The 25,302-nt window shown below is 66.5% G+C and carries 25 protein-coding genes; 20 read left to right on the top strand and 5 right to left on the bottom strand.

Features of this window, described 5'->3' with window-relative positions:
- The first annotated feature begins 119 nt into the window (after positions 1–119).
- The 3 genes from AC1MCD_RS01050 (at position 120) to AC1MCD_RS01060 (ending at position 1,760) form a co-directional block, all read left to right on the top strand.
- On the top strand, positions 120–446 hold the full coding sequence (locus AC1MCD_RS01050; protein WP_190990095.1) for a rhodanese-like domain-containing protein: 327 nt from the start codon (positions 120–122) through the stop codon (positions 444–446).
- 42 nt (positions 447–488) lie between these two features.
- A complete protein-coding gene (pheA, locus tag AC1MCD_RS01055) occupies positions 489–1,469 on the top strand; it encodes a prephenate dehydratase (RefSeq protein ID WP_498675048.1) in 981 nt (326 codons plus the stop codon).
- 84 nt (positions 1,470–1,553) lie between these two features.
- Positions 1,554–1,760 (top strand): hypothetical protein, encoded by a 207-nt coding sequence (locus AC1MCD_RS01060; protein WP_498675050.1) that lies wholly within the window; start codon positions 1,554–1,556, stop codon positions 1,758–1,760.
- Positions 1,761–1,773: 13 nt separating this feature from the next.
- Here the strand turns inward: AC1MCD_RS01060 and AC1MCD_RS01065 are convergent, their stop codons facing one another.
- Positions 1,774–2,832 carry a diacylglycerol/lipid kinase family protein gene (locus AC1MCD_RS01065; RefSeq protein ID WP_498675051.1) on the bottom strand — a complete coding sequence of 353 codons (1,059 nt, stop codon included), beginning with the start codon at positions 2,830–2,832 and terminating at the stop codon, positions 1,774–1,776.
- An 89-nt stretch (positions 2,833–2,921) separates the two neighbouring features.
- Between AC1MCD_RS01065 and serS the strand changes: the two genes are divergently transcribed.
- A complete protein-coding gene (serS, locus tag AC1MCD_RS01070; RefSeq protein ID WP_498675053.1) occupies positions 2,922–4,202 on the top strand; it encodes a serine--tRNA ligase in 1,281 nt (426 codons plus the stop codon).
- A 202-nt stretch (positions 4,203–4,404) separates the two neighbouring features.
- Positions 4,405–5,265, top strand: coding sequence for an HAD family hydrolase (locus AC1MCD_RS01075; protein ID WP_498675054.1), 861 nt, complete (start codon positions 4,405–4,407; stop codon positions 5,263–5,265).
- Between the two features lie 61 nt (positions 5,266–5,326).
- Here the strand turns inward: AC1MCD_RS01075 and AC1MCD_RS01080 are convergent, their stop codons facing one another.
- Entirely contained in the window at positions 5,327–5,926 is a 600-nt protein-coding gene (locus AC1MCD_RS01080) for a hypothetical protein (RefSeq protein ID WP_498675056.1), read from the bottom strand.
- A 157-nt stretch (positions 5,927–6,083) separates the two neighbouring features.
- On the opposite strand from AC1MCD_RS01080, the gene AC1MCD_RS01085 reads away from it, so the two are divergent.
- Positions 6,084–8,540, top strand: a complete 2,457-nt coding sequence (locus AC1MCD_RS01085; protein WP_498675059.1) for a phosphoketolase family protein — start codon at positions 6,084–6,086, stop codon at positions 8,538–8,540.
- Between the two features lie 71 nt (positions 8,541–8,611).
- Here the strand turns inward: AC1MCD_RS01085 and AC1MCD_RS01090 are convergent, their stop codons facing one another.
- The 3 genes from AC1MCD_RS01090 to AC1MCD_RS01100 form a co-directional block, all read right to left on the bottom strand.
- The gene (locus tag AC1MCD_RS01090) at positions 8,612–9,367 is read right to left on the bottom strand and encodes a DUF429 domain-containing protein (protein ID WP_498675062.1); all 756 of its coding nucleotides are present in this window, start codon (positions 9,365–9,367) and stop codon (positions 8,612–8,614) included.
- Positions 9,364–10,626 (bottom strand): carboxylesterase family protein, encoded by a 1,263-nt coding sequence (locus AC1MCD_RS01095; RefSeq protein ID WP_498675063.1) that lies wholly within the window; start codon positions 10,624–10,626, stop codon positions 9,364–9,366. Before AC1MCD_RS01095 ends, AC1MCD_RS01090 begins: the two co-directional genes overlap by 4 nt.
- 201 nt (positions 10,627–10,827) lie before the next feature.
- A complete protein-coding gene (locus tag AC1MCD_RS01100; protein WP_167268354.1) occupies positions 10,828–11,319 on the bottom strand; it encodes an inorganic diphosphatase in 492 nt (163 codons plus the stop codon).
- Between the two features lie 275 nt (positions 11,320–11,594).
- On the opposite strand from AC1MCD_RS01100, the gene dacB reads away from it, so the two are divergent.
- From dacB to AC1MCD_RS01170, 14 genes are all read left to right on the top strand, one after another.
- On the top strand, positions 11,595–12,986 hold the full coding sequence (dacB, locus tag AC1MCD_RS01105; protein WP_498678462.1) for a D-alanyl-D-alanine carboxypeptidase/D-alanyl-D-alanine endopeptidase: 1,392 nt from the start codon (positions 11,595–11,597) through the stop codon (positions 12,984–12,986).
- 112 nt (positions 12,987–13,098) lie between these two features.
- Positions 13,099–14,232 carry a zinc-dependent metalloprotease gene (locus AC1MCD_RS01110; RefSeq protein WP_498675067.1) on the top strand — a complete coding sequence of 378 codons (1,134 nt, stop codon included), beginning with the start codon at positions 13,099–13,101 and terminating at the stop codon, positions 14,230–14,232.
- 75 nt (positions 14,233–14,307) lie between these two features.
- Positions 14,308–15,369 (top strand): tRNA lysidine(34) synthetase TilS, encoded by a 1,062-nt coding sequence (gene tilS, locus AC1MCD_RS01115; protein ID WP_498675069.1) that lies wholly within the window; start codon positions 14,308–14,310, stop codon positions 15,367–15,369.
- 30 nt (positions 15,370–15,399) lie between these two features.
- Positions 15,400–15,951, top strand: coding sequence for a hypoxanthine phosphoribosyltransferase (gene hpt, locus AC1MCD_RS01120; RefSeq protein ID WP_498675071.1), 552 nt, complete (start codon positions 15,400–15,402; stop codon positions 15,949–15,951).
- Between the two features lie 288 nt (positions 15,952–16,239).
- Positions 16,240–18,306, top strand: a complete 2,067-nt coding sequence (ftsH, locus tag AC1MCD_RS01125) for an ATP-dependent zinc metalloprotease FtsH (protein ID WP_498675073.1) — start codon at positions 16,240–16,242, stop codon at positions 18,304–18,306.
- A gap of 10 nt (positions 18,307–18,316) precedes the next feature.
- Positions 18,317–18,961 carry a GTP cyclohydrolase I FolE gene (gene folE / locus AC1MCD_RS01130; RefSeq protein WP_498675076.1) on the top strand — a complete coding sequence of 215 codons (645 nt, stop codon included), beginning with the start codon at positions 18,317–18,319 and terminating at the stop codon, positions 18,959–18,961.
- Positions 18,962–18,971: 10 nt separating this feature from the next.
- The gene (gene folP, locus AC1MCD_RS01135) at positions 18,972–19,892 is read left to right on the top strand and encodes a dihydropteroate synthase (RefSeq protein WP_498675079.1); all 921 of its coding nucleotides are present in this window, start codon (positions 18,972–18,974) and stop codon (positions 19,890–19,892) included.
- Positions 19,893–19,905: 13 nt separating this feature from the next.
- Complete coding sequence (gene folB / locus AC1MCD_RS01140) at positions 19,906–20,265, top strand: dihydroneopterin aldolase (protein WP_498675081.1); 360 nt, start codon at positions 19,906–19,908, stop codon at positions 20,263–20,265.
- Complete coding sequence (gene folK, locus AC1MCD_RS01145; protein ID WP_498675083.1) at positions 20,262–20,801, top strand: 2-amino-4-hydroxy-6-hydroxymethyldihydropteridine diphosphokinase; 540 nt, start codon at positions 20,262–20,264, stop codon at positions 20,799–20,801. The genes folB and folK overlap by 4 nt, the downstream gene beginning before the upstream one ends.
- 2 nt (positions 20,802–20,803) lie before the next feature.
- Positions 20,804–21,337, top strand: a complete 534-nt coding sequence (locus tag AC1MCD_RS01150) for a DUF3180 domain-containing protein (protein ID WP_498675085.1) — start codon at positions 20,804–20,806, stop codon at positions 21,335–21,337.
- The gene (locus tag AC1MCD_RS01155) at positions 21,318–21,830 is read left to right on the top strand and encodes a PH domain-containing protein (protein WP_498675086.1); all 513 of its coding nucleotides are present in this window, start codon (positions 21,318–21,320) and stop codon (positions 21,828–21,830) included. The genes AC1MCD_RS01150 and AC1MCD_RS01155 overlap by 20 nt, the downstream gene beginning before the upstream one ends.
- 47 nt (positions 21,831–21,877) lie before the next feature.
- Positions 21,878–23,440, top strand: coding sequence for a PH domain-containing protein (locus AC1MCD_RS01160; RefSeq protein WP_498678464.1), 1,563 nt, complete (start codon positions 21,878–21,880; stop codon positions 23,438–23,440).
- Entirely contained in the window at positions 23,433–24,323 is an 891-nt protein-coding gene (locus AC1MCD_RS01165; RefSeq protein ID WP_498675087.1) for a Rossmann-like and DUF2520 domain-containing protein, read from the top strand. The genes AC1MCD_RS01160 and AC1MCD_RS01165 overlap by 8 nt, the downstream gene beginning before the upstream one ends.
- Before the next feature lies 1 nt (position 24,324).
- Complete coding sequence (locus tag AC1MCD_RS01170; RefSeq protein WP_498675089.1) at positions 24,325–25,254, top strand: 4-phosphopantoate--beta-alanine ligase; 930 nt, start codon at positions 24,325–24,327, stop codon at positions 25,252–25,254.
- Positions 25,255–25,302 lie beyond the last annotated feature (48 nt).

Genomic DNA, 25,302 nt, shown 5'->3' on the forward strand with positions numbered 1-25,302 from the left:
TTAGCGGGCAAGGGTCCTCCTCGGGATCATGTAGAAGCGTAACCTCCCCGTTCCCGGCCGGGATGGCAGGTGGCCGGCGTTAGGCTGGGAGGAGACCACAATCATCCGAAAGGGATCCCGTGAGCGATTTCGAATCCGTGCCTGTCAACGACGTTCCGGAAGACGCGGCTATTCTTGACGTCCGCGAAGACTACGAGTGGGTGGCCGGCCACGCCGAGGGCGCCCTCCACATTCCGCTGGACCAGCTTCCCGCACGCCTGGACGAACTGGACCCGGACCAGGACCTTTACATCATTTGCCGGACCGGCGGGCGGTCCTTCCGCGCTGCCCAGTGGCTCACCGGCCAGGGCTACGCCGCCATCAATGTTGCTGGCGGAATGGACCAGTGGCTGGAGTCAGGCAAGCCGCTGGTTTCGGACAACGGGCTCAAGCCGCTGGTCCTTTAAGCCGCGACTCTTCCTGCATCCATCGCCATAGAGGAATATGCCATGCCTGCGTCAGCCGCTATCTACACGTTTCTTGGACCTGAGGGAACTTTTACCGAGGCGGCGCTGATGCAGGTGCCGGGGGCCGCCGAGGCCACTCGCATCCCGGCCTCCAACGTAAATGCTGCGCTGGACATGGTCCGGGATGGTTCTGCGGATGCCGCCATGGTCCCGATCGAAAACTCCGTGGAAGGCGGCGTCACGGCCACGTTGGACGCAATTGCCAGTGGTCCGGAACTCCGGATTACGCGGGAGGTCCTCGTGCCCATCAGTTTTGTGCTGGTGGCCCGGCCGGGGGTGAAGAGTACCGAGATCCGACGCATTTCCACCCACGGCCACGCGTGGGCGCAGTGCCGGCTGTGGGTCGAGGCGAACATTCCCGGTGCGGAATACATCCCGGGATCCTCCACGGCGGCCGCCGCCATGGGGCTCCTGGCCGACGATGCCCACTACGACGCCGCCATCTGTGCACCGATCGTCGCTCAGGAACAGCCCGGACTGGCCGTCGTGGCGGAGAACATCGGCGACAACCCAGGTGCGGTAACGCGGTTCATCATGGTGGGCCGGCCCGGTGCCTTGCCCCAACGGACCGGGGCGGACAAAACCACCGTGGTGGTCCCGCTGCCCGAGGACCGGCCGGGGGCGCTGATGGAAATCCTTGATCAGTTTGCCACCCGGGGCGTGAACCTCAGCCGGATCGAGTCCCGGCCCACCGGTCAGTACCTGGGTCACTACTTCTTCAGCATCGACGCCGACGGCCATGTCCAGGATGCCCGCGTAGCCGACGCACTCGCAGGACTTCACCGCATCAGCCCGGCCACCCGCTTCCTGGGTTCCTATGGGCGGGCGGACGCACACGAGGTCCTTGTGGCTCCGCACACCTCGGACGAGGCATTCCGTGCAGCGCATCAATGGGTGGGCGGGATCCTGCAGGCGCAGCCGGTCCGCCCCGAAACCGGTTCCGGAGCTTCGCCCACAGCGTAGAACAGGGTACTTCCGCGTGCTAGTTACTGTGCGTATGCTTGCCTGATCCACTTGGGGGACGGCCCCTAACGAAGGGAGCGGGTCATGAGTACCAGCAGTACAGACGATGACGGCCAGGGCATGATCGTTAACCCCAAGCCGGCCGAAGACAACCAGGACTGGGACGGCGACGAAGCAGACCGCGCCGACCGCCTGCGCTTCGAAGAGGAACAGGCCCTGATCCGCGAGCAGTCTGAGGCGCGTGCCGCAAAGGCCGCCGCAGAGGAAGCCGCCAAGAAAGCCACCGCCTGAGGACCGGCCTGGCTCAGGCCTGCTGACCCTTCACCCTGATCAGGAGTGACCGCGGCGCCACCTGGACGGTGACCTTCGTGGCCAAACCCGACGGATCGCCGTCGATCTGGGTCGGCATGGGCTCCGGGCACTTGATGACGATCTTCCCCGCCCGGTACATCGTCATGATGGGCAGGTTGCCCCGGTGTTTGAGCAGGATTTTTCCGTACATAGCCAGCCAGCCGAAGGCACTGCGCGGACTCATGACCACCACGTCGAGCATTCCGTCGTCGATCATGGCCTCGGGGATGAAATCGATGCCGCCGGGCACCAGCCCGCAGTTGGCGAAGAGGACGGTGCGGATGTTTCGGGCTTGCTCCGGGCTTTCGTCCAGGGACACTGACACTTTGCGCCGGCGCCCAGGCAGGTGCCTCATGCCGGCTTCGGTGTAGGCGAGCCAGCCCACCGCTTTCTTGAGTCCGGCATTGGTGTCTGCCAGGATTTCCGCATCCATCCCGATCCCTGCGATCACCAGGAAGAGGTGTTTGGAGGAGTGGCCGGTGCGGGAGTTCTCGATGCCCATCCGTGCGGTGTCGATGTAGCGCTGCTGGCCAAACAGGGCCGTCTGAATGTTGGCCCGGAGGTCGTTGACGTCCAGCTCAACGTTGCGCGCCAGCAGGTTCCCGGTTCCCAGCGGAATGATGCCCATGGCAATATCCGTATGCGCGAGCGACTCAGCCACCACCCGCACGGTACCGTCGCCGCCGCCCACCAGGACGACGTCGGCCTTAAAGTCCAGCGCCGCTTTGGCCTGGGAGTAGCCGGGGTCCTCCGCCGTCGTCTCCAAAAAGAGGGGATCGTCCCAGCCGGCTGTGAGGCAGGCGCGCTGGATGGCTGCTTTCGCCTCGGAGGAGCGCGCTTTGACGGGGTTAAGGATGACGGCCACACGCTGGTGGGTGAGGCCGGCCTCGTGGGCAACTTCGTTGACGGCGCTGCGCACGTGCAGGGCTTTGAGCTTCCGCACACCCCACCAACTGGAGACAGCAAAAGCCAGCGCTGCCGCACTCAGGAGGTAAAGAAGCCAGTCATTCATGGTGCTTCAACAGTAGCCCGGGCCCGCCGCCGCTATTTCCGCGTTCCGGGCGGCAGTCCTCCGTGCGCGGGATTAGATACTCTTGTCTGGTGATCGACGTAAAAGACCTCAGCGAAAACCCGGACAAGTTCCGTGCCAGCCAGCGCGCCCGCGGCGCCGACGAATCAGTGGTGGACGCGATCATCGCAGCAGACTCCGCCCGGCGGGCCGCCCTGATCCGGTACGAAAACCTCCGGGCCGAGCAGAATGTCTTCGGCAAGAAGGTGGCGCAGGCCAAGGGCGATGAGAAAAAAGCCCTTCTCGCCGAGGTCAAAGAACTGGCCAACACCGTGAAGGCGGCCTCCGCCGAATCTGATGCAGTGCAGGCGAAGCAGGACGAACTGCTGCGCAGCATCCCCAACCTCATTGAGGACGGCGTCCCTGAGGGCGGCGAGGACGACTACGTTGTGGTCAAGACCGTTGGCACGCCCCGCGAATTCCCCGATTTCAAGCCCAAGGACCACCTGGAAATTGGTGAGCTGATCGGCGCGATCGACATGGAGCGCGGCGCGAAGGTGTCCGGCTCCCGCTTCTACTTCCTGCGCGGCGTGGGTGCGCGGCTGGAGATGGCGCTGCTGCAGATGGCCATGGACCAGGCCATCGAAGCCGGTTTCGTTCCCATGATCACACCTACCCTGGTGCGCCCCGAAACCATGCAGGGCACCGGTTTTGACGTAAAGCACGACGCCGAGATCTACCGTCTGGCGGAGGACGACCTTTACCTCGTGGGAACCTCCGAGGTGGCGCTTGCCGGCTACCACGCGGACGAAATCCTGGACCTCACCTCGGGTCCCATCCGGTTTGCCGGCCAGAGCTCCTGCTACCGGCGTGAAGCCGGCTCGCACGGCAAGGACACCCGCGGCATCATCCGCGTGCACCAGTTCAACAAGGTGGAGATGTTCATCTACACCACGGTGGAAGAGGCCGCGGCCGAGCATGAGCGGTTGCTGGCCTGGGAAGAGGAGATGCTGGCTAAGTGCGAGCTGCCGTACCGGGTCATCGACACCGCCGCCGGGGATCTCGGCATGTCCGCCGCCCGGAAGTTCGACTGCGAAGCCTGGGTTCCCACCCAGGGCGCCTACCGCGAGCTCACCTCCACCTCGAACTGCAGCACGTTCCAGGCCCGCCGCCTGAATATCCGTGAGCGTGTCATCAACAACGAAGGCGTAACCAAGGGCACCCGCGCCGTGGCCACCCTCAACGGCACCCTGGCCACCACCCGCTGGATCGTGGCCATCCTGGAGCACCACCAGAACGCCGACGGCTCGGTCAACGTCCCCGCCGCCCTGCAGAAGTACCTCGGCGGCCTGGAAGTCTTCCCGGTCCTCTAGCCTGCGGGCTCCTCGCCGCTCCCTAAAATCCACGTCTCGTGGTCCATCCCCCGGCTAATGCCAGGGGGATTAGTCCACGCGGCGGGGATTTCTGCCTGGGACGCCGGCCACCGGGGACAACCTGTGAGTATTAACCCTGTGTTCACCGGGGGCTGTGGCCTGCGTCCTAGCCGGTTCCCGGGGTCTCTGGTTCACTGGACGCATGACTATTTTGACTGAATCCACAGTCGCTGGCACCGATGACCAGCGGATCGCAACCGAAAACACCATCACCAAGTTCATGGTGGCCCTGGACGTGGACGGCACCCTGGTGGACCACGACGGCCACATGTCGGCCCCGGTCCGTGAAGCCGCGCAGGCCGTGGTGGCTGCCGGCCACGACGTCCTGATCGCCACCGGCCGTTCCCTAAGTGCCACGCTGCCCATCATCGAACAGATCGGCATCGGCAGCGGCTACGCGGTCTGCTGCAACGGCGGCGTGACTGTCCGGTTGGATCCGGACCTGGCCGACGGCTACGAAATCATCCACAAGTCCACCTTCGATCCCGCCCCGGCTCTCCGGGCCCTCCGCGAACGCCTGCCCACCGCCAAGTACGCACTGGAGGACGAGGCCGGCAACTTCCTCGCCACCGAGCGCTTCCATGACGCCAGCTTCGGCGTTGAGGCGATCGGCGTCGATTTTCAGACCCTGCTGGACTCCACCGCAGTCCGCCTGGTGGTGTACAGCACCGAGAACACGCCGGAGGAGTTCTCCGAGACCATTGAGCAGATCGGCCTGGCCGGCGTCACGTACTCCGTCGGCTGGACGGCGTGGCTTGACATCGCCGCCGCCGGCGTCACCAAGGCCAGCGCACTGGAACGGCTCCGGGGCCAGTTGGGGACTGAGCCGCACCGGACCGTGGCCATTGGCGACGGCCGGAACGACATCGAAATGCTGGGCTGGGCGGGACGGGGTGTGGCCATGGGCCAGGCCCCGGCCGAGGTCATCGCCGTTGCCGACGAAGTCACCGCTTCCGTGTACGACGACGGCGCCGCCCACGTGTTGCTCAGCCTCCTTACGTAGGGGCTGCTTCAGGCAGTAAGCCGGACGCGCTGTGAACGCCCTGGATCAACAACGTGGACGTTCAGCGCACCTCAAGGATGAGCGACAGCAACCGTGCGGCGGCCGGCCTGGCGGCGTGTTCCTCAGTCCATTGAGCCCTGGCCACGGCTTTGCTGACGGCCTGCGTGGTGATCCCCAGTTCGTGGGCTACGGCTTTCTGCTGTCCGCGGACGCCCGGGGTCATCAGGTCAAGGACCCGCCACTCGGCCCCGGACCGGTCCCTGACGATGTGGCCGAGGAGCCGGAGGACTGATTCGGCTTCATGGGCAAGGTCGGCGAGCGGCCCTTCCACGGCAACAGGAATGCGTTCTTTGACGTTGCGGAGCCTGTCCACAGCGCGCCGGGCGTAGACCAGGCCGTGCCCGGAGGCGTCCTTGATCTGGTTGGGCAGAGGTTCATTGACCGGCCCCACACCCAGGCCCACGTACCAGGAGCCACAACGCAGGGCGATCAGTGCCGCTTCCACTGCCTGATGCGGGGAATCGACAATGCCCTGGACTTCGTCTTCCACCGAGCGGTCAAAATCAAGGCGCGCGGGAATGTGCCGCAGGTCCTTCAACAGTTGAGGAACGCGGTCGCCGTCGCGCCGGCTATCGGTCTGGTTGATGGTCAACGTGAACATGTGAAACACAGACTACCCGCTGGTAGCAGGCTGAGGGCAAGTGAACGTGGGGTCTTGCGGCAGGTCAAGGGTGTGTCCGGGTTGTGCCAAGTACCGATAGGTGTTGCGATGGAGGGACGGCTGCCCATGGGCGGCGCGAAGCGACGTGAGGACGGTCATGACCGGCAGCCCGCAGGATGAATTAACACAGGACAAGTCGGCTCAAACCAACGTGACGCAGGACGACCTGGAACTCGTGGACCGCTGGTGGCGTGCCGCAAACTATCTTTCCGTGGGGCAGATCTACCTCCGCGCCAACCCGCTGCTCCGGCAGCCCCTCGCCGCGGACCACACCAAGTCCCGGCTGCTGGGGCACTGGGGGACCACACCGGGGCTGAACTTCGTGTACGCCCACCTGAACCGTGTTATCCGAAGGGACTCACAGGAGATGCTGTTCATCGCCGGACCCGGGCACGGTGGGCCGGCTGTGGTGGCGAACGCGTGGCTCGAGGGGACGTACTCGGAAATCTACGGGGCCGTGGGCATGGATGAGGCGGGCGTGGCGGAGCTGTTCCGCCAGTTCTCCTACCCGGGTGGCATCCCCAGCCACGCCGCGCCGGAGACGCCCGGTTCCATCAGTGAGGGCGGCGAACTGGGGTACGCGCTCGCCCACGCGTACGGGTCCGTATTCGACAATCCCCAGCTGATCACCGCCGTCGTGATTGGCGACGGCGAAGCGGAAACGGGGCCGCTCGCGGCGAGTTGGCACTCCCACAACTTCCTGGATCCGGTTCACGATGGCGCCGTGCTGCCCATCCTGCACCTGAACGGCTACAAGATCGCCAATCCCACCATTCTGGCGCGCATGCCGGAGGGGCAGTTGGAGCAGCTGCTCCGCGGCTACGGCCATGAGCCGTACTTCGTCACCGTCGCGGACCCCGATGACACCGCGAAGGCACACCGCGACTTCGCCGCCGCCGTGGACGAATGCGTTGCCGCCATCCACGCCATCCAGGAAGCCCGCCGCGGCGGGACTGCTGGTGAGGGGACGGACGACGGCGGCGCTGCCGCAGACTCGCGGGCGGCCGACGCCGCACCGCGCTGGCCGATGATTGTGCTGCGCTCGCCCAAGGGTTGGACGGGGCCGCGGACGGTGGACGGGAAACAGGTGGAGGGAACGTGGCGGAGCCACCAGGTCCCCTTATCGGAGGTCCGTACCAACGCCGGGCACCTGAAAGAACTGGAGGAGTGGCTCCAGTCGTACCGCCCCGACGAACTGTTTGACACCGACGGCCGGCTCCGGCCCGACGTCTCCAGGAATGCGCCGTCCGGGACCCTTCGGATGAGCGCCACGCCGCACGCCAACGGCGGACTGCTGCGCAAACCGCTGAAGTTGCCCGCTTACTCGGCCCACGCCGTCGAGGTTGAGCAGCCGGGTACCGAACGGATCAGCCCCATGACTACGCTGGGCTCGTGGATGCGCGACGTCATCTCGCTGAACATGGAAACCTTCCGCCTCTTCGGGCCCGACGAAACGGCATCCAACCGGCTGCAGGATGTCTATGAGGTCACCGACAAGGTCTGGCAGTACCGGATTGACGACGTCGATGAGCACCTCGCGCGGTCAGGCCGGGTCTTGGAGGTGCTGAGCGAACACCTGTGCCAGGGCTGGCTGGAGGGCTACCTGTTGACCGGCCGGCACGGGGTGTTCAGCTGTTATGAGGCCTTCATCCACATCGTGGATTCGATGTTCAACCAGCATGCCAAATGGCTCAAGGTGCACCGGAAGCTTCCGTGGCGCCAGCCTGTGCCGTCGCTGAACTACCTGCTCTCCTCACATGTGTGGCAGCAGGACCACAACGGTTTCTCACACCAGGATCCGGGTTTTATAGACCACGCTGTGAACAAAAAAGCCGAGGTTATCCGGGTCTACCTGCCACCGGACGTGAACACGCTGCTCTCGGTTATGGAGCACTGCCTGGCGTCCACGGATTACGTCAACATCGTGGTCAGTGGCAAGCAGCCGTCTCCCACCTGGCTGGGCCCGGCCGATGCCGAGAACCACTGCCGGCGGGGGCTTGGCATCTGGGAGTTTGCGGGATCCGAAGTGCCGGGGGAGGAGCCGGACGTGGTGCTCGCCTGCGCCGGCGATGTGCCTACGGTGGAGACCGTGGCCGCCGCGGAACTCCTCAAAGAAGGGGCACCCGGCCTGAAGGTCCGCGTGGTCAACGTGGTGGACCTGATGCGGCTCCAGGATGCGAGTGAGCACCCGCACGGCCTGACATCGCGCGACTTTGACGGAATCTTCACCCCGGACAAGCCGATCATTTTCGCCTATCACGGCTATCCGGCGCTGATCCACCGGCTGGCCTACCGGCGCACCAACCAGGAGGGCCTGCACGTCCGCGGCTACAAGGAGGAAGGAACCACCACCACGCCGTTCGACATGGCCATGCTGAACTGTATCGACCGCTTCCAGCTGGCCATTGATGCCATTGACCGGGTGCCGGGTCTGGCGGAACAGCACTCGCTGCTGCGCCAGAACCTCCAGGACCGGCGCATGCAGGCCCGCCAACACACCCGGACCGAGGGCGAGGACCCGGAGGACATCCGGAACTGGACGCGAAAAGCCTGAGCCAGACCAACGCGGGGTCACTTTTCGCCCGATAATCGGGGTTTATTGGACTAAAAGTGACCCCGCGTTGCTCAGGGACCACCGAGGCCGGCGAGCCCGCCGGACGGAACGTGGATCCAGCCTTCGGTCAGGGCCGCTTCCGCGTAGGAAGCCAGTGGGCGGAGGGACTGGCCCACAGCGACCGCGCGGGCGCTCAGCGAGGCAACCACGGCGTCAAAAAGGTCGTCGGATGCGGCCAGCCGGTCCTCCTGGCCAGCGAGGTCCAGCCAGGGTGCCGCCACTTTCAGATGGTCCAGAATCTCGCCAAGGCGTTCCGTCTCGGGAGCACCTCGGCCCTTGTAGCCCCGGGCCAGGAGGCCCCATAGTTTCAGGGACGCCGCAGGGTAGACCTCCGCCAGCCGCCCGGACCCGTCCCTGGCCTGGGGTCCGTGCTCAGCGGCGATCTTGGCCTGGATCACGGCGCACCGCATCGCAGGGTGGGCAAGCCTGTCAGCTGAAACGCTAAGCGGGATCAGGCCGGTGTGCGCGGTGATGAAGCGGTCAGTGTCCCGGTAAGCCAGCAGGCGGCGGCCCTCAATGCCGTCGTGGGCAAGCACCGGACTCGCATCGAAATGCAGATGGCCTGTCAGGAACGGCAGGAAAGCGTCCGGCCAGCCCACGGGGCAGTCGATTCCGGTCATCGAACTGGCGCCGAACAACTCCACGATTTCCTGATCGCCAACATCCAGGGCAAGGTGCTCCAGTCGGGCAGTACCGGCGTCCCATTCCAGGACAGCGACGGCCGTATTCTTGGTGGCCGCGGCAAGGTCGACGCCGAGCGTCCTCATGAAGCCAGCCGGTACTGAAGCGCCCCGGGAATGCCGCCCGCCTCCCCAAGGTCCTCACCGCGGGCAAACGTGGCCCACAGCCGGCGCACCTCACGGCCCACGGCGTCGATCTCGTCCCACGTGGCGCCCGTCAAAAGCCCTGCAGCGGCCCAGGTCTGCTGGTTCCCGAACAACAACGGCAGATCAACGGTGTGGGCGGCGCCGTAGAAGTTCCCGGGAGCGCCCCACGAGAGTACGTAGGTGTAGGCCTTGCCGCCGGCACGGGCATGACGGCGGGCAAACTTCCGGGCAGCCTTGCCGTACACGGCCTCCGTCACCGCCCAGTTGATGGCCTTGACGCCCGCGTTGCCCAGCCCGGGTACCTTGCGGAGTTGGCCGACGAACGGGGTGCGGGGCAGGAACAGCCTGGCTTCATCAGAGGTGTTTCCGATCAGCACCTCGATGCCCGGCGCGGTCGCGTTCCAGGCGGACTCAATCTCCGGTTCGGGCGGGAGCGGGGCGTGCCCATACTGTGTGCCGAACGGCATGGCGGCCATCAGCCCGTACTTGCGCGACACCTGCGACACGTGGTCCTCGATGGCCACGACGTCCATGGCAGGAGTGTCCTCGGTGACCGCTTCCGCTGCGATGCCCATGGCGCGGCTCATCTTGTGCCGGCCGCGGGTGATACCCAGCGGCGCACTCTGAATAATGGCCCGCTGGAACAGCGATGGTGCTTCCGGCGTCGCCATCAGGTGGGCCACGGAGTCGCCTCCAGCGGACTGGCCGAACGCGGTGACACGTGCCGGATCCCCGCCGAAGGCTGCGATGTTCCGCTGCACCCAGCGGAACGCTTCCAACTGGTCCAGCAGGCCGAGGTTTGCGGGCCGGCCGGTTCCCGTTGCCAGATATCCGAACAAGCCAAGCCGGTACGTTACCGAGACCACGATGACCCGGTTCTCCGCCACGAGGGAGGTGGCATCGAAAATCGCCAGGTCGCCGGAGCCTGAGGTGTAGGAGCCGCCGTGCAGCCACACCATGACCGGGACGCGCTCAGCTTCGGAAAGACCGGCCGGCACGGTGATCGAGAGGCGTTGGCAGTCCTCGCTGCCAGGAAGCTCGCCGTAGCGGGTGCCCAGGACGTCGTCCAGGAACGGGACGGGACCCTGGGGGCATGCCGGGGCAAGGGTGGTCGCGGCAAAAGGCGTGGTCCAGCCGGGCGCAGCCGCCGGGGGCTGGAAGCGGCCCGCGGTGGCGTAGGGGATGCCGGTGGCGCGCACCACCTCACCGTCGCGCCACCCTGTGATGGGCCCGCACGGGGGTTCAAAAGACGGGGGACTAAAGGAAAGCTCTGAACTCACAGGTCAACGATTCCACAGAAACGCCTGCGCTGTTAAACCACAACGCGGGGTCACTTCCTGCTCAATTCCGGGTGTGGATTGAGCGCGAAGTGACCCCGCGTTGCTTGAATGCGGTGAGGATTAGTGGCCGGCGGCAGGCACGTAACGCTTGATGGATGCTTCCAGCTCGGCCTCGGCGGCGGCGCGGTCGCCCCAGCCTTCAGCCTTGACCCACTTGCCCGGCTCCAGGTCCTTGTAGCGGGTGAAGAAGTGCTCGATCTCCTTGATCAGGTATTCGCTGACATCGCTGACTTCCTGGATGTGGTCGAAGCGGGCGTCAACCGGGACGCACAGAACCTTGGCGTCGCCGCCGCCGTCGTCCGTCATGTTGAAAACGCCGATGGGGCGGGACTCGACGATGACGCCCGGGTGCAGATCGAAGTCCTGCAGGAGCACCAATGCATCCAGCGGATCGCCGTCTTCGCCCAGGGTGTTCTCGAAGAATCCGTAGTGCGTGGGGTACTGCATGGAGGTGAAGAGGACGCGGTCCAGACGGACGCGGCCGGTCTCGTGGTCAACTTCGTACTTGACGCGTGATCCCTTAGGGATCTCGATGGTCACGTCATGCTTCATGGGAATTCTCCTCGGCAATTGCAGGGGTTCGCGGCACAAGAGACGGACCACAAAGGAGTGTCGGTGCCGCCGACTATTATTGAGGATATAGCGAGAGGCCCAGGTTTCAGGAACTTGCGGGGAAATTTCAGGACTTGAGGACCAGCAGCAGCATGAAGGAAACATCGCGCCCCGCAGGGTTAGAGGCGGAGTCAAAGGACGCGTTCCCCTCTGTACTGAGGCGCGCAGGCCGTAGTGCGCGGCAGGCGTGGCCGCTGGCCGTCCTCGTAGCACTGATGCTGGGGCTCGCCGTTCCCGCGGCCGTGGTGGTTGCCCCCGGCTTTATCGGTCCGGAACCGCCTGCCGCCGCTCCCGCCACGCCGGCCTGGCAGTTGCCGCCAGTAACACTGTCCGCCCGCCAGGGGCTGTCCCCGCTCACGGACACCGCGACGGTGCCGCTGCCGGCGGCTGTCACGGCGCAGCTGGACTCCTTGTTAAAGTCCGACGGCGACGGCAGCTTCACGGGGCTTGTCCAGGATGCGCTCACCGGCGATGTCCTTTATGACCGTGGCGGTTCGGAGAACCGGGTCCCCGCCTCCAACATGAAACTGTTCACAGCGGTGGCCGCCCTGAGGGCGCTTGGGCCCGACCACCGCTTCAGCACCCGGGTCATGGCCGGATCCGACGCCAATAAGGTGGTGCTCACCGGCGGCGGCGATGTGCTCCTCAGTGCAGGCGAGTCCGCGCCGGACCAGGTGATGGGCCACGCGGGGCTGGCCAGCCTTGCCGCAGCCACAGTCGCAGCACTCCAGGCAAAAGGAACAACCGGCGAGCTAACGGTCCTCGTGGACGATTCCCTGTTCAGCGGACCGGCCCTGAACCCGGCCTGGGGAGACGGGGACGTTGCCGCAGGCGAGGTGGCGCCGCTGTACCCGCTTGCACTGAACTCGGCACGCTACAACCCTGCCGTCACCACGGGCCCACGCCCGCAGGACTCGGCGGTGACCGCTGCGGAGGCGTTCGCCGCCCAGCTCAAGGCGGCAGGCGCCGCTGCGGGACTAACGGTAGCGGCCGGCGTCGGGCGTTCCAGTGCGCCCGAAACCGCAAACGGTGCCCCCTTACCCGTGGCGGAGGTGCAGTCCGCCACGGTTGCCGAACAGGTGGGCCTGATGCTGGAGTCCTCTGACAACTACCTCGCGGAGGTTCTCGGGCGGATGGCCGCCGCTGCGGTGGGGGAGCCGGCAAGCACGGACGGCGCCACGGCCGCCGTCCGCGCACAGCTCGCCGAACTGGGCATCGCCACCCCAACCATGCGCTTCGCGGACGTGTCCGGACTGGCCATCGGAAACCAGGCCTCCGCCAGCCAGTTGGCCGACGTGGTGCGGGCCATGACCACCGGAACGGATCGTCGGCTGCGGGCAGCGTTGGATGGTTTCCCGGTGGCCGGGCTGTCCGGGACCCTGGACGCCCGCTACGAGGATGCCACAACGTCCCGCGGCGCCGGCCTGGTCCGGGCCAAAACCGGGACTTTGAACTCGGTCATCGCCCTCAGCGGCTACGTGGTGGACGCCGACGGACGCCTGCTGGTCTTCTCTTTCATCGGCAATGGCCTGACGCCCGGCGCGGCCGGGAACCGGGAGGCCGTGGACCGGGCCGCGGCCGCACTCGCCGCTTGCGGCTGCCGGTAGGCAGGGCAGGAGCGGCCGTACCCCGCAAGAGCGTTCCGCGATCATGCCAGCCCGCGTTCGCCGGTCAGCGAACTTAAGGACCATCCGCGGTTGGCTGTGATGTGATGGGGCTATGGAGTCCACTGCACGTGATTCGTCAGCACCGGCATCATCCAACCCGGCCCAGGCCCTAATCAACTGGGACCTGGCCGCAGCCACTGCGTCGCGGCTGGCTTCCGCCGGACCAACACTCGGCGCGGCGGAAATCAACGAGGCCGTGGACAGCCTGCGCCGCCTCGCGGACGCTTCGGTCCCGCACGTCCACGAGATCACCGGCCTCGAAGCAGCGCGGGACCTCCGGGACTCCTCTGTCCTGGTGGTGGACCGGGCGAACTGGGCCAAGGCCAACACCCAGAGTTTCGCCGTGATGCTCAAGCCCGCCATGGAAAAGATGCTCGAAAGCCGGCACGGCACCGTGAGCCCCGCCGCGGCCAGCGTCAGCGGCGCCATCACCGGCAGCCAGCTCGGCGCCGTCCTCGCATTCCTCTCCAGCAAGGTCCTTGGCCAGTACGATCCCTTCGCCGCGCTCGCCGAAGGCTCCAAGGCGCCGGCGGGTGGCCGGCTGCTGCTCGTGGCCCCGAACATTGTTTCCGTGGAGCGGGAACTCAACGTAGCGCCCGAGGATTTCAGGCTCTGGGTCTGCCTCCACGAGCAGACCCACCGCGTGCAGTTCGCCGCCGCACCGTGGCTCCGCCATCACATGCTTTCCGAGATCGACAACCTTAGCGTTCACCTGCTGGGCAACGTCGACTCCCTGATGGAGCGCGCCTCTGCCGCCGCCCGCTCCCTCAAGGACCGCTCCGCCACAGGCAACACCCCCGGCCGCGGCGCCATCCTGGACCTGCTGCAGAACCCCGAGGAAAAGGCGTCCCTGTCGCACCTGACGGCCGTGATGAGCCTGCTGGAGGGCCACGCGAACGTGGTGATGGACGCCGTCGACGCCAGCATTGTCCCGTCCGTCAAGACCATCCGGCAGCGCTTCACCGAGCGCGGCAAGGACCGTGGCGTCATCGAGAAATTCATCCGGAGCCTGCTGGGGCTGGATGCCAAGATGCGTCAGTACTCCGACGGCGCCAAGTTTGTCCGCGAGGTTGTGGCCGTCGCCGGGATGGAAGGCTTCAACAGGGTCTGGGAATCGGCTGACAACCTCCCTACCGAGCCTGAGATCCATGAGTCCAGGCTGTGGGTTGACCGGATGGGTCTGTAGGTGCCGGATTCTCCCCACGCAAGCGGCCGACGGCGTCCCGGCAGGCTTGCGCCCGTCGTCGGCAAAGCGCGCAAAATGCTCCAGAACGCCCTGGCTGAGGCCGGCTATCCGGCGCACGTGCTTGTAGCTTGCAGCGGCGGGCCGGACTCCCTGGCGCTCGCCGCTGTGGCAGCCTACTTCGCCCGCCGCGGCCACGTTGACCGGCACCCGCTGACGGTGGGTGCCGTGGTGGTGGATCATCAGCTGCAGGAGGGTTCGGCGCGGGTGGCGATATCCACGGCTCAGGCCCTCAAGGAACTCGGGCTTTCCCCGGTTGGGGTCCGGACCGTTGATGTGGCGCCCACGGGTATGGGCCCCGAGGCGGCCGCCCGGGACGCCCGCCACGCCGCCCTGGAGGCAACAGCCAGTGAACAGGGCGCCGCCGCCATCCTGCTCGGCCACACGCTGGACGACCAGGCCGAACAGGTCCTCCTGGGCCTCGCCCGCGGCTCCGGCACACGCTCGCTGGCCGGAATGCGGCCTGCCCGCGGCCTGCTGCTCCGGCCTTTCCTGGGCCTGCGCCGCGAGGACACCCTGGAGATCTGCCGCGTTGAGGAACTGGAACCCTGGCACGATCCCAGCAATTCGGATCCGGCCTTCGCCCGCTCCCGGACGCGGGTGGAAGTGCTGCCGTTGCTGGAGGAAAAACTCGGGCCTGGCGTGGCTGAATCGCTTGCCAGGACGGCGTCCATCCTTCAGCTGGACGCGGACTACTTGGAGGACGTGGCAGAACGCACATATGCAGGTTTGGCGCAGCGGTCCGGCCCCGAAATCAGCCTTCCCGAGGACGCCCTCGGCGAACTTTCCCCGGCGATCAGGTTCCGTGTCATCGCGAAGGCAGCGGCCGACGTCGGGGGTCAACAACCCAGCTATCAGCGCCTTTTGGCGGCTGAAGCGCTGCTGCGGCGGCAGGGTTCGGCAGGTCCGGTGGAGCTCCCCGGCGGGGTGAGCGTGTACCGGCTGTCCCTGGCGCAGCTGGGCGTTGTTGGCCAGCGGGCGAGGACCGCGGCGGCCCCCGACGGCGGCACTCCCGTTCCCCGCGAAGCCGCCCGCTGTGGGAAGCTAGTATTCCGGCCTCAAAAACCGCCCCAAGAATAGTCGCACCCCGCATCTACACAGGAGCCATTGGTGGATTCAAACGACGTCCAGGCAGACCTCAAGCACGTTCTCTACACCAAGGAACAGATCCAGCAGCGGATCACCGAGCTCGCTGCCCAGATCGACAAGGACTACGAAGGCCGTGAAATCCTCGTCGTCGGCGTCCTCAAGGGTGCTGTGATGGTCATGGCCGACCTCGCCCGCGCGCTCCACAGCCACGTTTCCATGGACTGGATGGCAGTGTCCTCCTACGGCTCCGGCACCCAGTCCTCCGGTGTGGTCCGCATCCTTAAGGACCTCGATACGGACCTGATGGGCAAGGACGTTCTGATCGTTGAAGACATCATCGACTCGGGCCTGACCCTGTCCTGGCTCAAGACCAACCTCGAATCCCGCGGCACCGCGTCCGTGGAGATCTGCACGGCCTTCCGCAAGCCCACGGCCGCCAAGGTACAAATCGACGTCAAGTACGTCGGCTACGACATCCCCAACGAATTCGTGGTGGGCTACGGCCTGGACTACGCAGAAAAGTACCGCAACCTGGACTTCGTGGGCACGCTCGCCCCGCACGTCTACGAGTAACCCTTTCTTCCGTCCTCGAGACGGCACTTCACGGCAGTCCTGCGACTGAAAACTGCCGTGAAGTGCCGTCTCGCGGCGTTTAAAGGTGTAGGCCTCGCCTGCACGCTGATTTTCCGCGGATCCGTGGCGCCGCCGCACGATGCTGCTACGCCCAGAGGGAACTTTTGGCCGGCACCGTGCGTGAATTACTCCGGACGGTGTATAGCTAGTAGCTGATGCAGCACCACACGCGCGTAGACCACTCGCCGTGCAGCACTACCAGGAGGGACGGGGCCAGCCCCCGAACAGATGAAAGCTAAGAGTTTCTTCAAGGGCCCGGGCATCTGGATCGTCGTTGTGATCGCCATGCTCCTCGTGGCCTTTGCAACGCTGGCTCCCGGCGGTGCGGCACGGATCGACACTGACAAGGGCCTTGAGCTCCTCGCCGATGGCGGCAAGGTTGAGCAGGCAAAGATTTTCGACGGCGAGAACCGTGTTGACCTGGTCCTGAAGGACAGCTACAACGTCGACGGACAAGACAAGGGCAAGAGCGTTCAGTTCTTCTACGTGGACGCCCGCGCCCTGGACGTCGTCAAGGCAGTCACCGACTCCAAGCCGGCGAACGGGTACACGGACCAGCCGATCGAGAGCAACTGGTTCTCCGGTCTGCTCTCACTCCTGATCCCCGTCATCCTCCTCGGCGCACTGTTCTGGTTCCTGATGACCCGCATGCAGGGCGGCGGCTCAAAGATCATGCAGTTCGGCAAGTCCAAGGCCAAGATGGTCAGCAAGGACATGCCGCAGGTGACCTTTGTGGATGTCGCCGGCGCTGACGAGGCCGTGGAGGAACTGCAGGAAATCAAGGAATTCCTGCAGGAACCGGCCAAGTTCCAGGCTGTGGGCGCCAAGATCCCCAAGGGTGTGCTGCTTTACGGCCCTCCCGGAACCGGCAAGACCCTCCTGGCCCGCGCCGTCGCAGGCGAAGCAGGCGTCCCGTTCTTCTCCATCTCCGGCTCGGACTTCGTTGAAATGTTTGTCGGCGTTGGTGCCTCCCGCGTCCGCGACCTTTTCGAGCAGGCCAAGGCCAACTCGCCCGCCATCATCTTCGTGGACGAGATCGACGCCGTCGGCCGTCACCGCGGTGCCGGCATTGGCGGCGGCAATGACGAACGCGAGCAGACCCTCAACCAGCTGCTGGTGGAGATGGACGGCTTCGACGTCAAGACCAACGTCATCCTGATCGCTGCGACCAACCGCCCGGATGTCCTGGACCCGGCACTGCTGCGCCCCGGACGCTTCGACCGTCAGATTGGTGTGGACGCGCCGGACATGATCGGCCGCGACCAGATCCTGCAGGTCCACGCCAAGGGCAAACCGATGGCCCCGGGCGTTGACCTGAAGGCCGTGGCCAAGAAGACCCCCGGCTATACGGGTGCTGACCTGGCCAACGTTCTCAACGAAGCCGCGCTGCTGACTGCGCGCTCCAACGCCAACCTCATTGACGACCGCGCCCTGGACGAGGCCATCGACCGCGTGATGGCCGGCCCGCAGAAGCGCAGCCGCGTCATGAAGGAACACGAGCGCAAGATCACGGCCTACCACGAAGGCGGACACGCGCTGGTGGCAGCCGCGTTGCGCAACTCCGCACCGGTCACCAAAATCACCATCCTGCCCCGCGGCCGCGCCCTGGGTTACACCATGGTGGTTCCGGACAACGACAAGTACTCCGTGACCCGAAACGAGCTCCTGGACCAGATGGCCTACGCCATGGGCGGCCGCGTGGCCGAGGAAATCGTCTTCCACGATCCCTCCACCGGCGCCTCCAATGACATCGAAAAGGCCACTTCCACGGCCCGCAAAATGGTTACCGAGTACGGCATGAGCGAGCGGGTCGGTGCGGTGCGCCTGGGCCAGGGCGGCGGCGAGCCCTTCCTGGGCCGCGATGCCGGCCACGAGCGCAACTACTCGGACCAGATCGCCTACGTTGTGGATGAGGAAGTGCGCCGCCTGATCGACCAGGCGCATGACGAGGCCTATGCGATCCTCACCGAAAACCGCGACGTCCTGGACCAGTTGGCCCTGGAGCTGCTGGAACGGGAAACCCTGAACCAGGCAGAAATCGCTGACATCTTCACGGACATCCGTCTGCGTGACTTCCGCGAAGTGTGGCTGTCCAAGGAATCCCGGCCGGTCCAGCAGGCCGGACCCGTGGAGTCCCGCCTGGAAAAGGCCGAGCGCGAAGCCCAGGAGGAAGCCAAACAGGCCCGCCTGGACGAGCCTCTTGACGCCCTGCCCCCGCACCCGCAGGGTGTCCCGGAGGATGCCCCCTTCCAGGGCGGCATTCCCGACTCGGGGCCTGACGCCCTGCGCGGCTAAGCTTTCTTCTGTGAACCACATCGACGACGACGACGCGCCCTCCTCCGCCGGATACCCGGCGGAGGGCGGATCCCACCACACAAAGCACGAGAAAGTGGACCGGCCGCGGATCGAAGCTGCCGTCCGCGAGATCCTGCTGGCCATCGGTGAGGACCCTGACCGCGGCGGGCTCGTGGACACCCCCCGGCGGGTGGCCAAAGCCTACGCTGAGGTGTTTGCAGGCCTTCACCACGACCCTGCGGACGTTCTCTCCACCACCTTTGACCTGGACCATGAGGAACTGGTCCTGGTCAAGGACATCCCGTTCTACTCCACGTGCGAACACCACCTGGTGCCGTTCCACGGGGTTGCCCACGTGGGCTACATCCCCTCGCACGAAGGCAAAGTTACCGGCCTCAGCAAGCTGGCACGCCTCGTGGACATCTACGCGAGGCGCCCCCAGGTGCAGGAGCGCCTCACCACCCAGATCGTTGAAGCAATGGTCAGCCACCTCAAGCCGCGTGGCGCGATTGTTGTTGTTGAATGTGAACACATGTGCATGTCCATGCGCGGTGTCCGCAAGCCCGGAGCGAAGACCGTCACCAGTGCGGTACGCGGGCAGCTCCATGACCCGGCCACCCGTGCCGAAGCCATGAGCCTCATCCTCGGAAGGTAAGTAACAAACCATGGACTCACTAGCTGCAGCCCCGGGAACCGGGCCCGCGACGTCCCCGCTGCCCATCCTGCGTAAACCGCGCCCGGCAGCGAAATTCGCAGACCTGCCCACCGACCGCACCCTGGTCATGGGCATCCTGAATGTTACGCCCGACTCCTTCAGTGACGGCGGCAAGCACGCCACGGCGGACACTGCCATCGCGGCCGGCCTGCGGATGTTCTACGCGGGCGCCGACATCATCGACGTCGGCGGCGAATCGACGCGCCCCGGCGCCTTGGATGTCAGCCCGGAGGAAGAACAGCGCCGGGTGGTCCCTGTCATCGAGGCCCTGGTCAAGGCCGGTGCGCTGGTTTCCATTGACACCACGCACACGTCCACGGCGGCGGCCGCGCTGAAGGCCGGGGCCGCCATCATCAACGACGTCTCCGGCCTCACCATGGAGCCCGAAATGGCGGAACTGGTGGCCTCGTCCAAGGCTCCCTACGTCCTGACGCACCGCCGCGGCGACGCCCGCACCATGAATTCGCTGGCCGAGTACAAGGACGTTGCCGGCGAAGTGGTGGCGGAACTGGCCGGTGTGCGCGACAAGCTCCTCGCCGCCGGCGTCAGCCCGGAGCAGATCATCGTTGACCCGGGCCTGGGCTTCGCGAAGAACGATGCCCAGAACTGGGAGCTCCTGCAGAACCTGGACCAGCTGGACAGCCTGGGGCACCGGGTCCTGGTGGCTGCATCCCGCAAACGCTTCCTGGGCACCCTGCTCACGGTGGCCGGCAAATCCGCCGCCCCGGAGGAGCGTGACGCCGCCACCGCGGCCATTACCGCCATCAGCGCCTTCCGCGGTGCCTGGGCCGTCCGGGTGCACGACGTCGGGCCCAGCCTTGACGCTGTTAAGGTTGCTACACGCGTGGCGGCTGCCCGCACCACCCACTAGGGCCGGGGGACCCATGGACAGGATTACGCTGAGCGGTGTCACCGCCGTCGGCCATCACGGCGTGTTCGACTTTGAGCGCCGCGAGGGCCAGCCCTTTGTGGTGGACGCTGTCCTGTATCTCGACTTCGCCAAAGCCGCGAAATCCGACGACGTCCGGGACACTGCGCATTACGGTGAAGTGGCTGAGCGGATCAGGGACTGGATCACGGGGGAGCCGCTGAACCTGATCGAGGCCCTGGCCGTCAGGATTGCCGATGACCTTTTGGACCGGTTCAGCATCGAGGCCGTGGACATCACCGTCCATAAACCGCAGGCGCCCATAGAGGTGCCCTTCGGTGATGTGGCCGTCAGCGTGCACAGGGAGAGGCCATGAGCCCCGGTTACACCAAAGCGGTCCTGGCCCTCGGCAGCAACCTGGGCGAACGGAACGACACCCTGTCCGGGGCGGTCGCGGACCTCGTCGACCCGCCGGAGGTGCGCCTGCTGGCCGTATCCCCGGTAGTGCAGACGAAGCCGGTGGGCGGCCCGGCCGGGCAGCCGGACTTCCTGAACATGGTCATGACAGTCGAAACCATCCTGTCCCCGGAGGCGCTCCTGGAGCACTGCCATGCGGTGGAAAACAAGCACCTCCGTGTGCGGGACGTGCGCTGGGGTCCGAGGACGCTCGACGTCGACATCATCACGTACGGCGATGTCACCAGCGACGATCCGCACCTGACTCTGCCGCATCCCCGTGCTGCCGAGCGCGCCTTTGTCCTGTATCCCTGGTCCCTCATCGACCCTGCGGCAACGCTGGCCGGCGAACGGATCAGTGAGTTGGCCGCCCGCGCCGCAGACTTCGCCGACCTCGTGCCGTTCGACGGCTTCGGCGACTACGACGGCGTTCCTACCGCCGGGGCGGTGGAATAACGGTGAAACCCATCAGCCCCGGACGGCTCCTGCTGATCGGCCTGGTCCTGACCGTTGCCGGCTGGTCAGCCACCGTGGTGACCACGCGATACAGCATGGCCACACCCGTGCTCCCGGCGACCGCACTGGCCACCATGGCAGTCATCGTTGTGATCACGCTGATTCTTGGCATCCGGGTCCTTCGCTGGCGCAACAGCACCAAACGCAAAAAGGCCCTTGACCCCATCCTCGCGGCGCGGACGCTGATCCTCGCCCAGGCCTGCGCCTACGCAGGCACGGTGCTGCTGGGCTGGCACATCGGGATCTTCCTGGACCAGCTCCGCATCTGGAACCTGCGCAGCGACCAGGGCATCACGTGGGTGGCCATCGCCGTGGCCGCCGGCGGCCTGGTGATGATCGTGGTGGGCCTGCTGGTGGAGCGATTCTGCCGGATCCCGCCCGAGGACAGTGACGCCGCATCCGACGACGGCAAGAAAGGCCGCGGGGTACGCGGAGAAGCCGCGGGGGAGGGCGAATATGCCTACAGAGGCGATTGATCCAACGGGCATCACCTGGCAGCGGGTGTCGCCAAAGTACGTCAGCGTCCGCATCGTGGAGTGGGCCATCGGCAACGTGCTCGCGGTGATTGTCCTCAGCCTGCCCCTCGTCTTGGTCCTGCTCGGGTGGTGGCGGTGGCCACCGCTGTGGCTGGCCGTCACGGTTCCGGCAGTGACCTTGGTCCTGGCCGTCTGGCGGCTGGTGCTGATTCCGCGCCAGGTGCGCGCCATCGGCTATGCCGAGCGGGATGACGACCTCCTGATCCGCGCCGGCATCTTCTTCCAGCGGACCATGGCAGTTCCCTACGGCCGGATGCAGTACGTGGACATCGGGGTGGGCCCCGTAGAGCGCGGGCTGGGGCTGTGCACACTGAAGCTCCACACCGCCTCGCCCGGCACAAACGCCACCATCCCCGGCCTGCCCGCCGCAGAAGGGGCACGCCTGCGCGAGCAGCTCGCCGCCCGGGGCGAAGCGAGGCTGGCAGGGCTGTGACCGCTGACCTTCCGGAGCGCGGCGAGCCGGATATTTCCACCGCTGCGATGGATGTTTCCAACGCAGCGCCGGATGCTCCCACCGCTGTGACGGGGGCGCCTGCACCCGAGCCCGAAGTAGCGCCCGACGGCGAGTGGCTGCGGGTGCACCCGGCGTCGCCTTTTGTGCGCGGCTGGGTGGCCCTGGCGGCCATCGGGTTCTTCTTCGGGCGGGACACCTTCGAACGGCTGCTGCAGGGCCGGCCCCTCATCGAGGAGGACTTCGCCGGCCGTGCGCCCTGGCTGGTGGCCGGCGGCGGAATCATGCTGGTGCTGGCCGTCCTGGGCTTCATCCTGACCTGGTACTTCACCAAATACCAGGTGTCCGAAGGCTACGTCAGGGTCAACTCCGGCTTCCTCTTCCGCCAGCAGCGGCAGGCCCGGCTGGACCGCGTCCAGGCCATCGACATCGTCCAGCCCCTGCTGGCCAGGATCTTCGGCCTGGCAGAACTTAAGTTCGAGGTGGCCGACGCCGGCGAATCCGCCGTCAAGCTCGCCTACCTTCGGATGGACGATGCCCGGCAGCTCCGCGCCACCATCCTGGCACGTGCCGCCGGGGTGCTCCCTGACCCGGCGCGGCCACTGGCGGCCCCGCCCGAGGCGCCCGAATTTCCGGTACTGTCCGTGCCGCCGTCGCGCCTTGTTGGTTCGCTGCTCCTCAGCGAGCAGAGCGTCGGTGTGGTGCTGGGCGGCATCGCCTCCGTGATCCTGTCCGCCGTGACGGACAACCGCAGCTTCTACTTTTACCTGATCCCGGCGGCGCTGGGGCTTGCCGCCAGCTACTGGGGCTCCTTCAACAAGGGCTACAACTTCACCGCGGCCATTTCGCCGGACGGCATCAGGCTCCGCTACGGGCTGCTGGACACGCAGGCGCAGACCCTCCCACCGGGCCGGATCCAGGCGCTGAAAGTGGTCCAGTCCCCGCTCTGGCGCATCTTCGGCTGGTACCGGATCCAAGTCAATGTTGCCGGCTACGGTGCGGCGGGCAGCAACGGCGAGTCAGCGGCACGGACCACGCTGCTGCCCGTCGGCAAGCTCCCCGAGGTGATGAGCATGCTCGCACTGGTCCTGCCGGATCCGGGGACGCCGGAGCCCGGACGCATCTTCGCGGCGGGGCTCGGCGGAATGGACTCCGACGGCGGATTTGTCACCACGCCGCGCCGCGGCCGGTTCCTGGCACCGTTTGCCTGGCGCCGCAACGGCTTCGCCGCCACCGAGACGGCCCTCCTGATCCGGTCGGGCCGGTGGTGGCGGGAACTGGTGATGGTCCCGCACCAGCGAACGCAGTCGATGGCACTGCATCAAGGCCCGCTCGCCCGGCGGTTCCGGCTGGCGGACCTGGTCCTCCACACCACTGCCGGGCCAGTATCCCCTCGCCTGACCCAGGCCGGCCTGGACGAGGCGCGGACCCTCTTTGATGAACAGTCCGCGCGCGCACGGCTTGCCCGCAAACGGCAGACCAGCGAACAATGGCTGGCGCAGGTGGCCCCACCGCCGACGGCTGGGCCCGTTGCGGCCGAGCAGCCGGGGATCGAAACCATCAACCAACAGGAGAGCACCAACCGTGGCTAAACCGGGTCGCCTTGGCGTCGGAATCATCAGCGCCGGCAAGGTGGGTGCCGTACTCGGTGCCGCTCTCCGCGGGGCGGAACACGCCGTCGTCGGGGTTTCCGCTGTGTCCGACGCCAGCCGCGAACGCGCGGAGGCGCTGCTGCCCGGCGTTCCGGTCCTGGAGATCCAGGACATTGTGGAGCGTTCAGAACTGGTGCTCTTGGCCGTTCCCGACGACGCGCTGGCAGCCCTGGTGGACGGCCTCGCGAAACTTGGGGCCTGGCAGCCCGGCCAGTTGGTGGCACACACCTCGGGCCGGTTCGGGGTAGGGATACTGCGCCCGGTAAGGGCCGCCGGAGCCATCCCGCTGGCCCTGCACCCCGCCATGACGTTCACGGGCATGAGCCTGGACCTGACCCGCCTGCTTGACTGCACCTTCGGGGTGACCGCGGACGCCGCGATGCTGCCCATCGCGCAGGCGCTGGTGGTGGAGATGGGCGCCGAGCCCGTTGCCATCGCCGAGGCGGACCGGACACTTTATCACACGGCCCTGGCCCATGGCTCGAACCACATGGTTACGCTCGTGGCCCAGGCCTCGCAGCTGCTGCGGGACGTGGGCGTGGACGAGCCGGGCCGGATGCTGGGGCCACTGCTGCGCGCCACGCTGGAGAACGCGCTGGCGTCCGGTGAGTCGGCACTGACCGGCCCGGTGGCCCGCGGTGACGTGGGGACCGTGGCCGCCCACGCCGAGGCGTTGCGGGAGTACGACGCCGGGGCGCACGGCGATGTGCTCGAGGCGTACCTCGCCATGGCCCGTGCCACTGCACGGCGGGCAGAAAGCCGGGGGCTGCTCAAAACGGATCAACTGGGCGCCATCCGTGCGGCCCTGGAAAAAGGAGACTGACATGGTGGCCCAAGTGGTGCGAACGGCGGCGGAGCTGCGGACGGCGAGTGCCCTCCTGCTGGCCGAAAGAGGGGGCAGGTCCCAGGGCCTGGTGCCCACCATGGGCGCCCTCCACGAAGGGCACGCCCGGTTGGCGAAGACCGCCGTCGAACAGAACGACGTTGTGGTGGCCACCATCTTTGTGAACCCGCTGCAATTCGGCGATGCGGTGGATCTGGACCGCTACCCGCGGACGCTCGAAGCCGATGTTGCCCTGCTCGAAGAACAAGGCGTGGATCTCGTGTTCGCGCCCTCGGTGGACGAGGTCTACCCCGGCGGCGAGCCGCTGGTGCGCGTCACGGCCGGCACCCTCGGGGAGAAATGGGAAGGCGCTTCCAGGCCAGGGCATTTCGACGGCGCCCTCACCGTGGTTGCCAAGCTGCTGCACTACGGCATCCCAGGTACCGGCCTGCCGGCCGCGGGTGCCTTCGTCACGGGAGGCGGCGCCGGACTGCCCGCCTACCGTGCGTACTTTGGGCAGAAAGATGCCCAGCAGCTGGCGCTGGTGCGGCGGATGGTGGCGGACCTCGACTTCCCGGTGGACGTCGTTGCAGTCCCCACCGTGCGCTCCGCAGAGGGGCTCGCACTGTCCAGCCGAAATCGCTTCCTCTCCGACGAGGAGCGGGAAGCAGCCCTGGTTCTGTCGCGGGCACTGCGTCTCCTGGAGGAGCGGGCAAATGCCCACGAACCCCTGGACCTCGACTCTGCCCGGGCGCTGGTTGAATCCCAGCCCCTGGTGGAACTGGACTACTTCGACGTCGTGGACCCGCGGACTCTCGAGACGCTCGCCGAAAACTGCCGGAAAGTCCCGTTCCGCGGGGAGGGTCTGGCGCTCATCGCGGCCAAAGTCGGGCCGGTCCGGCTGATTGACAATGCGCCGCTGAGTTCCTGATGTGAGCCCGGTTCCGTATTTCGGCGGGCACGGGGGCCATTTCAGCGG

Source organism: Arthrobacter sp. BF1 (genome assembly GCF_056680215.1).